The 9806-nt window shown below is 46.2% G+C and carries 12 protein-coding genes and 2 pseudogenes; 2 read left to right on the forward strand and 12 right to left on the reverse strand.

All coding sequences use genetic code 11. The annotated features are described in order from the left end of the window. From DO97_RS18820 to DO97_RS21585, 6 genes and pseudogenes are all read right to left on the reverse strand, one after another. On the reverse strand, positions 1 to 1032 hold a 1032-nt coding region (locus DO97_RS18820), incomplete at its 3' end, for an IS256 family transposase (protein WP_036536477.1). Positions 1033 to 1362: 330 nt separating this feature from the next. Further along, positions 1363 to 1776, reverse strand: coding sequence for a putative toxin-antitoxin system toxin component, PIN family (locus DO97_RS18825; RefSeq protein ID WP_036536459.1), 414 nt, complete (start codon positions 1774 to 1776; stop codon positions 1363 to 1365). Further along, the gene (locus tag DO97_RS18830) at positions 1776 to 2015 is read right to left on the reverse strand and encodes a hypothetical protein (protein ID WP_036536461.1); all 240 of its coding nucleotides are present in this window, start codon (positions 2013 to 2015) and stop codon (positions 1776 to 1778) included. Before DO97_RS18830 ends, DO97_RS18825 begins: the two co-directional genes overlap by 1 nt. Before the next feature lie 87 nt (positions 2016 to 2102). Next, positions 2103 to 2737: pseudogene (locus tag DO97_RS18835) on the reverse strand (DUF1294 domain-containing protein). 206 nt (positions 2738 to 2943) lie between these two features. After that, the gene (locus tag DO97_RS22610) at positions 2944 to 3306 is read right to left on the reverse strand and encodes an immunity protein Imm33 domain-containing protein (RefSeq protein ID WP_072016506.1); all 363 of its coding nucleotides are present in this window, start codon (positions 3304 to 3306) and stop codon (positions 2944 to 2946) included. A gap of 247 nt (positions 3307 to 3553) precedes the next feature. After that, positions 3554 to 4108, reverse strand: a complete 555-nt coding sequence (locus DO97_RS21585; RefSeq protein WP_156120671.1) for a YcxB family protein — start codon at positions 4106 to 4108, stop codon at positions 3554 to 3556. Positions 4109 to 4547: 439 nt separating this feature from the next. On the opposite strand from DO97_RS21585, the pseudogene DO97_RS22615 reads away from it, so the two are divergent. Further along, positions 4548 to 4664: pseudogene (locus tag DO97_RS22615) on the forward strand (AraC family transcriptional regulator); the annotation flags it as partial. A 139-nt stretch (positions 4665 to 4803) separates the two neighbouring features. Here DO97_RS22615 and DO97_RS18845 read toward each other — a convergent pair. From DO97_RS18845 to ntrB, 6 genes are all read right to left on the reverse strand, one after another. Further along, positions 4804 to 5193, reverse strand: coding sequence for a type II toxin-antitoxin system VapC family toxin (locus DO97_RS18845; RefSeq protein WP_036536464.1), 390 nt, complete (start codon positions 5191 to 5193; stop codon positions 4804 to 4806). Further along, complete coding sequence (locus DO97_RS18850; protein WP_036536465.1) at positions 5183 to 5392, reverse strand: hypothetical protein; 210 nt, start codon at positions 5390 to 5392, stop codon at positions 5183 to 5185. The genes DO97_RS18845 and DO97_RS18850 overlap by 11 nt, the downstream gene beginning before the upstream one ends. Positions 5393 to 5574: 182 nt before the next feature. Further along, the gene (locus DO97_RS18855) at positions 5575 to 6054 is read right to left on the reverse strand and encodes a hypothetical protein (RefSeq protein ID WP_036536468.1); all 480 of its coding nucleotides are present in this window, start codon (positions 6052 to 6054) and stop codon (positions 5575 to 5577) included. 198 nt (positions 6055 to 6252) lie between these two features. Continuing rightward, positions 6253 to 7077, reverse strand: coding sequence for an ABC transporter ATP-binding protein (locus DO97_RS18860; protein WP_036536470.1), 825 nt, complete (start codon positions 7075 to 7077; stop codon positions 6253 to 6255). Between the two features lie 26 nt (positions 7078 to 7103). Next, positions 7104 to 8507: a CmpA/NrtA family ABC transporter substrate-binding protein gene (locus DO97_RS18865; protein WP_036536472.1), complete on the reverse strand. Its 1404-nt coding sequence runs from the start codon at positions 8505 to 8507 to the stop codon at positions 7104 to 7106. Between the two features lie 15 nt (positions 8508 to 8522). Further along, complete coding sequence (gene ntrB, locus DO97_RS18870) at positions 8523 to 9335, reverse strand: nitrate ABC transporter permease (RefSeq protein WP_036536474.1); 813 nt, start codon at positions 9333 to 9335, stop codon at positions 8523 to 8525. 72 nt (positions 9336 to 9407) lie between these two features. On the opposite strand from ntrB, the gene DO97_RS18875 reads away from it, so the two are divergent. After that, a partial coding sequence (locus DO97_RS18875) for a helix-turn-helix domain-containing protein (RefSeq protein WP_156120672.1) occupies positions 9408 to 9806 on the forward strand: 399 nt, incomplete at its 3' end.

Raw genomic sequence — 9806 nt, forward strand, 5'->3', positions numbered from 1 at the left:
CATTGGATCATCAAAGATGGGAATGACGTTGTCCCAATGCCGAATCCAAATCTGGCTAATCGCCGGATAAAGGGCATCCCATTTGGTTGAAAACGCATCTAGGGCTGCTTCGGCCTCCTCAAGCGTGGTGGCTTGATAGATTGGCTTCAGGTCTGCCGCTACCGCTTTAGCATCCTTCCAAGGAACGTAGCGCAGGCAATTGCGAATCAGATGCACGATACATAGCTGAACTTGAGTTTTGGGATACAGTGCCTCGATTGCCTGGGGAAAGCCCACCAGCCCGTCGCAGCAGGCAATCAAGATGTCCTTCAGCCCCCGGTTCTTCAAGTCCGTTAGCACTTTCAGCCAGAACTTGGCTCCTTCAGCTTCAGCTTCTCCAATCCACAATCCCAACAGTTCCTTGTTGCCCTCGCGGTTGACGCCCAAAACCAGATATACCGCTCGTTTGCTCACGCGCCCGGAAACCTTCATATTGACGTACAGGGCATCCAGGTAAAGGATGGGGTACACCTCATCTAAAGGACGAACCTGCCAAGCTTTCACCTCGTCGCTGACGCTATCAGTCACTTCGCTGATGACAGAGGCTGAGACGTTGACGCCGTAAAGCTCTTCCAGTTGAGCACTAATATCTCGGGTGCTCAATCCCCGTGCATACAGCACCAGAATCTTCTCATCAAGTCCAGCTAATCGGCGTTGGTGCTTGGACACCAGGATGGGTTCAAACTCGCCCTGGCGGTCGCGTGGGATCGCCAAGTCCATTTCACCTTGCTCTGACTGGATGGTCTTTTTCGAGTAGCCATTGCGGCTATTGCCACGAGGCAGGCTCTCTGAGGTCGGCTCGTCATGCTCCATTTCCTTTTTAAACTTGAGATGATGATTCAACTCTCCGGTCAACGCTCGTTCAATCAGTCGTTTGCTCAGTTGTTTGAGTAAACCCGATTCGCCCAGGATATCCTCTGGCGTCTGGCAGTCTGCCAACAGCTCATCGAGCATCTCATCCACGCGGTTCGGCTCTTTTTTCTTTCGTGCCATCATCACGCGGTCTCCTGAATTACGAGGATTTTAGACCGCTTACACAAAGTCCTGATCAGTCTTGCCCCCGCCAAGGACTAAGAGGATGTTTTAAAAGGGTAGGCTTTAGCCTCAAATACAACTCAGAGGCGCGATCGCAAACCCTGGAACCCTGATTCTCTCGTATTAGCTTCTAGGTAGCTAGGGTGGTGAAACACACCCTGAAAGACTTTTAAAACATCCTCTAAGCAGCATAACGTCTCAAATCAGCGGCGGCAGAGAGGCTCGAACTCAGCACCAAGCTCTCTCAACCCTCCGCTGCATTTGAATTGTTGGGCTGCTGGCAAAGCGCTAGGGTGATGACAACAATGCAACAAACTTTGCTGCTTTTAGAATCGCAATAACTTGGTGGTTCGTTAACGATAAAAGATGCTTGTCTCCTGTGACAATGTGAGTCGCGTTACCAATCACTGCACACTCTATAACCATGTCGTCATCTGGATCTTCTGGAACAGTATTAAGTGTCCCAGAAGTTTCAATCAGACGCGAAAATTCACGCACTTCTTCCACTGACGCCTGTGTCATCTCTTCGGAAAACTTGAATTTTACAAGCAACTTTTCGGCAAATTCATCCAAGATTTCTTGACAGGTCACAGATTCAACCTGTCTTATTCTTGCTAGAGCGAGACATCGAAATGGCTTACTATTCGTAGACAATAGGGCGGAAAGCAAGATATTAGTATCAAAAACGGTAATGTAGTGCATTAGTCCTCATGCACTACATCATCAATGAAAACTTCACGCTCTCCCTCGGTCATTAAATCCCAATCAAGATCTTTCTTTTGAGCAACCAGCCTTGCTTTTTCGGCTCCATAACGTGATAATGATTCCCATTTCCCCCACTGTTGCAGAAGTAAGAATCTGAATACCTCTACCTGTTGTTCAACTGGCAACTGCTTAACAAGTTCAATAACCTGCTCATCACTCAAGATTAGTGTTGCCATCTTTCCTCCTTATAAATTAGGTAAAACCCTATACTCTCCTATTGTAAGCCAGATCAAAATCATGACTGGCTTACACCTGTGACAGAGCTAAACCCATAGCGATCTTCCCCAAAACAGCCAAAATAGCCATGCAATATAATGAATGATATCGATCGCCCAAAACATAGCTTGATAAGACTCTTTCTGACTTTTGTGCCGCAGCATTCGCTGGGCGATAAACCCACCCAACCATCCTCCTGCAAGTTCACACAGATGTAGCGTTTGTTCAGGGGTGCGCCAGTCCTTACGTTTAGCACGAGATTTATCATCAGCGTATAGCGCGTAGGATACTAAACTCATTGCAGGGTAAAGGACAAGTGGAAGGGGATTGCGCGTTGTCAACGTAAAATGAATGGTTCCAACCAAAGGCAAAAGTGACAACAAGACTACCTCAACTAGCGGAAAGCTTGAAGCGATAGCATCAGAGGATTTAGCGCGATGACTCAAAGATGCTGATTTATTTCTTGCTCCCAGAATAAATGCGTTGCAAGCGCGAACTTTTCCATCTGAGTCAACTACGCGGTGGTAATAAATCGTGTCGTTTTCTTGTGGACGGCGAGTTGCATCTTTAACTTCAGAAATATGCAAAAAACTTCTTGACTCCCATCAGCGGGTTGGATGAAACCAAATCCACGTTCATCTTTCCGTTTTGTAAGTTTTCCACTGCGGAGACCAGGATGCATGAAAAATCTCAATAACGAAAACTTTTCGATTTTGGCAAATCACCTTCGAGTACAGCCATAGCCAGAAGACAAAGCAGCCTAACGCTAAGTTCAGCGGGGGAGAAAATCGACGAATGTTAATGAGGAGGTTTTTTTGCCTCCGCTGCAACGTTAGTTAAGCCGCAATTTAGAATAAAAAGTAAAACAAAAATCTATTAAAAAGAAGATTATTTCTGATAATTCAATAAGTTAGAATCAAACCAAACATCTTCATAATTGGGAGCAATCAAAAATCTCCAACCTGGAGATAAACCAAGATAACCGATGATATCTGAACAATGGTAATCAATATGTGTAAGACATAGAGGTTGGAAAAAATTATCATCTAAAGAAGGCTCTTTTTCACCTCCCCAAATATACCATCCTGTAGTATTACCTTCTGGTACTATGCGTAAACCGTTTATTGGATATACTTTATTGTTGTTTAGTAATTGCTCCGATATTCCTATTCTTAAATCTAGAGGTGAGGCATAATATTCTGCTCCAAATCGCTTACATAGGTTTTGTTGTTTTTTTACATATTCTTGCATTTGTTTTACATCTATACTTTTCTTTAAACTTAACCCTTTTTATTTCTGTAAAATCTAATCTCAAATTACTTATTGATATAAACTCTTTTTATTCAATATTTTTCACCTTTTTATTTATTTTAACTATAGCTATATACTACCTATAAGTGGCATAACGTTCGTGTTGAGCGGTTGTCAGAAAACCCCGCAATGCACCAGGAATTTGAGTTAATCCGCTCCAACACGGTTGTTAGCCCCCTGTTGGTGACTATGTCCCAATTGTTTGACTGACCAAAGCGCGAAATGCATTTATCTCCTCGTTTGATTTGAAGCACCGCTTTGGAATGAGCGTGTAAAGACCTTTGCCATACATAAGCAGAAATAAATCTGGGCTTTCGATGACACGCTCATAATGTGTCCATTGCAAAGTTGAATCGAGCGATGCGGTTTTGAAATGAATATTCTGAAGCGAAAAAGTCAAATGATATTCTTCTCGAAATTTTGGATTGCGCCGAAATTCTATTTTTGTTCTCCACTGGCTTAAAGATAGCAAATCGAACCACTCTGCCACAGCTAACGGAAACCAAATAATTGTCCACCAATGCAAACCCACGAAAACGACGCAATAAACACCAAAACCAAAGAGCAGAAACGCGACGACTTTATCCAATTTAGCCAAGACACCTTTGCTGTAAAGAACGCGCTGGGCTTCAAGATGATCTTTTAGTTCGTTGGTAAAGATGATTGAGATTGGAGCCGATTGTGCTTCTGACATTTTATTAGTGTAGCAATCACAACCTTTTAGTGTAGCAATCACAACCACGTTTCGTACAATAGGCTAACGGCTGAATTCAGCGGCGGTAAATATACTCTGCATCTCCGAAAGGATCTCCATACCGTCCGCTGCAATGATTGGTTATGCATACTGTGAGTTCAATCTATATCGAGATCGCCCTTTGACGATATCAACACATAGAGTCTATAAATCTCTATCGCTAGCGATCGCCCTTTGATGATATCAATCTGTAAAGCCTACAAATTTCTACCAATAGCGATCGCCCTTTGATGATATCAATCTGTAAAGCCTACAAATTTCTACCAATAGCGATCGCCCTTTGATCATATCAACACGTAAAGCCTATAAATCTCTATCACTAGCGATCGCCCTTTGATCATATCAACACGTAAAGCCTATAAATCTCTATCACTAGCGATCGCCCTTTGATCATATCAACACGTAGAGTCTATAAATCTCTGCGACAAGCGATCACTCAATTATGGACATTGCCTTAGAGTGCGGGTTCAACAGCCACAGCCATTTAAGCAAAACGTTTCGGCAATTGACAGGCATAACACCGAAAGCCTACAGAGAAAGTTAAACAACTATGCTTTTGTCCGGTGAGCAGTATAACGTCAAAGTTGTGCGGCGGTAAACAAGCTTGAATCTCGTCAATAACCTCTGTTCCGTCCACACCAACGCAGTGTTAGCTGGCTGACATAGACACATACTTAGCTTTGCTACCAACGCTCCAATATCAATCCATCCACATAATCAAAATCAGTATCATCACTCACTAATACCCAACCATGTTCTAAACACTGAGCAGCAATCCACACATCATTCATTGGAATTGGTCGCTCTTTTCGCTTCAACGCTAACCGCGTTTGGGAATATATTGTTGCTGTTTCTCTCCCTAATGGCATCGCTCTACAAGCCGATATAAACTCCAGATAGCGCGGCAAGTTTTGTAACGGACGTGTTAAGTTTTCTGCACCAAATAACAACTCTCCGACAACAACTATTGGCAGCGTTACTTCCGGCAAAGACAGTATCCTTTCAGTAATTGTCGCGTCTCCATTCAAAAAACGAATCGCAGCAGAGGTATCAAGCGCAATCTCACCACTCATTCAAATCCACCTGCCGACATTCTGCTGTAATTGTTCGCTGTAGCTCTCCTGTCTCTGAATCACTTAAAATTCCTGCGAATTTTGCAAGAGGATGGTGCTTACGTATCGCTTTAACCCGATGTAAAAAATCAAGCACTATCTGTACTAAATCATCAGGAGATTGTTCGAGTTCCTGAATCAATTGCTCACGGTTTGTCATGTGTTCAAGGCTCCCTAGCAAACTGAGATTCCTAAACCTAGTATACCTAAACACTAAACTTTATATTCTGAGCATTGGGCGCTCACAGATAATCTTGCGATACTATCTCATCCAAGGACTAAGCCAGCTAACGCCAAGCTAAGGAGCGCGCAGTGAAACGGAGCGTCCCTTTGAGCGACGTGTTAGCCATTTCTTGAAAATAGCTCAATCTCAGACCCCATTTCATTCAAGCGGACAAGAATGGTGCTTGTTACATGTACATCCGTCGCATAAAGCGCCAGACCATCATCGAACATATGGTGGTCATACGAAATTAGGATTGTCCCATTCGTACTCACAAGATACTGGTCGTGGCCTTCGCGGCTGATCTTGGGATAGCTTTTGATCATCTGGTCGATAAGGCTGTCAATCTCAACGCTCAAAAATTGTTTTGCTTGGAAGGTTCCATGACGATTGACGAGAATCCATTCTGGTTCAAGTTTAAGAATGCCTTCCATGGTTGATTTCCAAGTTTCTGGGAAGTCTGATTCGAGGAAATGGATGACGATTGTTCGGGCTGGATTGTCAAGATAAGTCAGCTCTCGACCGATATTCAGCGAGGGATCGGCAATCGCAATTCCCGCACGACTACATATATCGGCAAACTCACTTTGATTAAGCAAGACTGATCCTTCTAATGGCTAACGGCTCAAATCAGCGGCGGCAGATCACCTTGAACTCAGCACCAGCCGCTTTCAATCTGTCCGCTGCATTTAAATTGTTAGATTGTATTACAGCTCATTTAGGTGCGAACATTAACCCGCGTAGCAGGCTGTTCACTACTTTTTTGATTGCAATTCAGTTCATAATCATGAAATGCCCTATTGATATCGCTCCAGAAAATCCAAGGCTTGATTCCGGAGTTCATAATAGTCTTTGGATTCTCGCAGTTCATAGCGATCTCGCGGACGAGGTAACGGAATATCTAGAATTTGACCGATCGTGGCACTGGGGCCATTGGTCATCATCACCAACCGGTCAGACATAAAGATGGCTTCATCCACATCATGGGTAATCATCATCACTGCCTGAGGATGCTGTCCCCAAATTTCCAGGACATCCTGTTGCAATTTAGGGCGAGTTAAGGCATCCAGCGCTCCAAAGGGTTCATCTAGCAGGAGCATTTTAGGACGGGTGGCCAGGGCCCGTGCCACCCCCACCCGTTGCTTCATGCCGCCCGAAAGTTCGTCGGGATATTTGTCGGCAGCAGCCGTTAGCTTCACCATGTCGATGTGCTCATTCACGATCGAGATCTTGTCGGATTGGCTGGCAGTTTTGAACACTTCATCCACTGCCATGCGGATGTTTCCTCGGACGGTTAGCCAAGGCAGCAAGGCATAGCCTTGAAACACCATCATCCGCTCCGCTCCAGGTTTGCGAATTTCTTTACCCTCTAGAGTGACTAAACCCGATGTGGCTTTCTCTAGCCCTGCAACAATGCGCATTAGGGTTGATTTTCCACAACCGGAGTGACCAATGACCGAGACATATTCCTGCTTCCCGATCGTCATGTTAATGCCATTCAGCACGACAAACTGACTGCCATCTGGTTTTGGATATGCCTTCACGACCTGTTCGATCGCGAGAAACGACTCCGTGTTGGATGGATAAAAGCTATTAGGACTGACCGATTGCATTGAGGACATCATCAACGTCTCCTGGGTTCAAAGATTCAGCAACTTATGCAAAGTAAAAAAGATTGGGGAGCGTTGGCGCGAATTTCAAAGCTTTGGAGATAGCCAACTGGATCGCTCGGATCAAAGGATTTGCCATCGATAAAAGCAGTGCTTGGCTCAACCTTGTGATCCTCTGACGGACATTGAATGCCCATCTCGGCGGCAATTTCTCGATACAAGTCTGTTCTCCAGGCTTGATGGGCGATTTCGTCCGCATTTTTGGGGAATTCTGCGATCTGCCCCCATCGGGTTGCCTGGGTCATCAGCCAGAGGCTTTGCGACTGCCAAAGGAAGGTTGAGTGGTCGTGGGGAATCGCTGAAGTGGGCATGTCAAAGAAAAGGGTTGTCTCCGAGCTATTGGCAATGCGGGGTTGGTTGTCAAATCCGCCATAGTTGAAGTTTCCCACAATTCCCGGTCGCGTAAATTTAACCTTTGCGCCCGTAAAAGAGCGTTGGGAAATAATAGTGGCGACTTCTTCGCGATTGGCCAGGTTACTGCAATACTGGCAAGCTTCGATCATCGCTTTGACCAGCGATCGATAGGTTTTGGGATAGTCCTGAATGAACGATTCTTTTACAGCCAAGAGGCGATCGGGGTGCCCCTGCCAAATTTCTCGCCCTTGGATAAACGTAAAGCCAATCCCTTCGTTTCCGGAAATGGCTCGCGTATTCCATGGCTCAGCGACCATATAGGCTTGCATCGCTCCGATGCGGGTGTTGCTCACCATTTGGGGTGGCGGTGTAATCAGGAGACGCAGTTTGCGGAGGGGGTCAATGCCCACCGCTGCGACCAAGTAGCGGACAAAGTACTCGTAGATCGCCGAACTCTGAACCACCGCCCAGATGTGATCATCAAAGGGAGAGTTTTCCCAATAGTGTCGTAAATCGCGACCAAATGCCTCCAAATTCCCCCCATAGCTGTGCCAGGGCCTGACCCCACCCTCCCACAGTTGGCGATTCATCGTCAGGGCATTGCCGTGGCGGTGAATCGTCATCGCGGCGCACAGGGGAAAGTGCCGTGCTCCTTCTGCGCCCGTGCGAGCATTGGTGACCGCGCCAGAGACCACGGGTGAGGCATCTAATCGCCCAAAGATGATACCGTCCCGAGAATTGCCCCAACTGGCTTCTCGACTGAGAGTGACGTTTAAGCCATATTTTCGAAAAAAGCCTTTTTCCCACGCAACGGCGAACGGAGCGCAGTCATTAACGGGAACGTAGCCAATCGTGAGGTTAGGCTTCTCTAGGCTGGCAGGGTCAATTATGGGCTTCACAGCGAGGGCTGCTTCTGGCAACCCCACTGGGTTTCGAGAGAGTTGTGGGCTACAGCTCGAAAATGCGATCGCTGAAGCGGTAGCGCCGATCCCTTGAAGAAAAGCTCGCCTTGTCCACAGTGTATTCATGGGAGTCTCCGAAGTTTAAGAGCGTGCAGGACGGTGGGTAACGATAGTTTGCAATGTGGCAAGGGCGTAATCCAAAATCAGCCCCGTCAAGCCAATTACAAATACCGCTAAAAACACAGAACTCACATTCAAGCGGTTCCACTCATCCCATACAAAAAAGCCAATACCAACGCCCCCGGTGAGCATTTCCACGGCAACAATCACTAACCAAGCAATTCCCAAACTAATGCGTAATCCTGTGAAGATGTAGGGCAAACTGGCAGGCAGCACAATCTTGATCAGTTGCTTCCAGCGAGGCATTTCTAAGACCTGCGCCACTTCTAGATAATCTTTGGGAACGTTGCTAACGCCTTCCGCCGTGTTGATGATGGTGGGCCAGAGCGAGGTAATGAAAATCACGAAAATGGCTGAAGGTTCGGCAGCATTAAAAATCGCTAGGGCGATCGGCAACCACACCAGGGGAGAAACGGGCTTAAAGACCTGAATAATCGGGTTCAGCGCTAGCCATGCATTGTGAGATAATCCAACCCAAACCCCAACCGGAATTGCCACCACAGCCCCAAGCAAAAAGCCAATACAGACTCGACGCAAGCTTGCCAACAGCAGCCACCCAAGCCCAATATCGCCAGGACCGCGATGATAAAACGGATGTAAAATAAAGTCTAAATTCTTGACGAGGGCTTCGGGTGGCGTGGGCATCATTTCATGCCGGAAGAGGGAAATTACCCACCACACCGCAATCACACCGGCAAACCCAGCCATGGGCAGTAGGATATTGGCTCTCAATAGTCCCCGAAAATGCTTCACGGCAGAGGCATGGGTAGTCATAACTATAGCGTTTTTCAGCCTAGTAGGGCTGGCGAGGTAAGATATAGGAATCCACTGTTAATCTAGATAAACGTGCGCCCATATTCTGAAGACTTGCGGAGAAAAATAGTTGAGAGATACATAGACGGGAAGACCTCTCAACGCAAGCTAGCCGAACAGTTTCATGTAGCATACAGCTTTGTACGCAAACTAACGAAGCAATATCGAGAGACCGGGACTATCCGTCCGAAGCAGCGAACAGAACAAACCCCCAGCAAACTCAGTGCTGAGCATCTGGCTGTGTTGAGTGGCTTAGTTGAGACAAATAATGATGCCACCTTGAGCGAACTGTGTGATCTGTTAGACGAAGCAGTTGGGGTTCGAGTCAGCATAACGACAATGTTTCGGATGCTTCAGAAGCTGAACTTGACCCTTAAAAAAAACAACTGCATACCCCCTGAGAAAGAAACTGAGCGAGTTCAACAAAAGCGA

It is taken from the genome of Neosynechococcus sphagnicola sy1 (assembly GCF_000775285.1).
Taxonomy (GTDB): Bacteria; Cyanobacteriota; Cyanobacteriia; order Neosynechococcales; family Neosynechococcaceae; genus Neosynechococcus; species Neosynechococcus sphagnicola.

Coding starts and splice junctions, on each gene's coding strand:
- DO97_RS18845 (WP_036536464.1), bottom strand. CDS start 5,193: ATGAGTGGTGAGATTGCGCTTGATACCTCTGCTGCGATTCGTTTTTTG.
- DO97_RS22610 (WP_072016506.1), bottom strand. CDS start 3,306: ATGCAAGAATATGTAAAAAAACAACAAAACCTATGTAAGCGATTTGGA.
- DO97_RS18865 (WP_036536472.1), bottom strand. CDS start 8,507: ATGAATACACTGTGGACAAGGCGAGCTTTTCTTCAAGGGATCGGCGCT.
- DO97_RS18825 (WP_036536459.1), bottom strand. CDS start 1,776: ATGCACTACATTACCGTTTTTGATACTAATATCTTGCTTTCCGCCCTA.
- DO97_RS18860 (WP_036536470.1), bottom strand. CDS start 7,077: ATGTCCTCAATGCAATCGGTCAGTCCTAATAGCTTTTATCCATCCAAC.
- DO97_RS18850 (WP_036536465.1), bottom strand. CDS start 5,392: ATGACAAACCGTGAGCAATTGATTCAGGAACTCGAACAATCTCCTGAT.
- DO97_RS18830 (WP_036536461.1), bottom strand. CDS start 2,015: ATGGCAACACTAATCTTGAGTGATGAGCAGGTTATTGAACTTGTTAAG.
- ntrB (WP_036536474.1), bottom strand. CDS start 9,335: ATGACTACCCATGCCTCTGCCGTGAAGCATTTTCGGGGACTATTGAGA.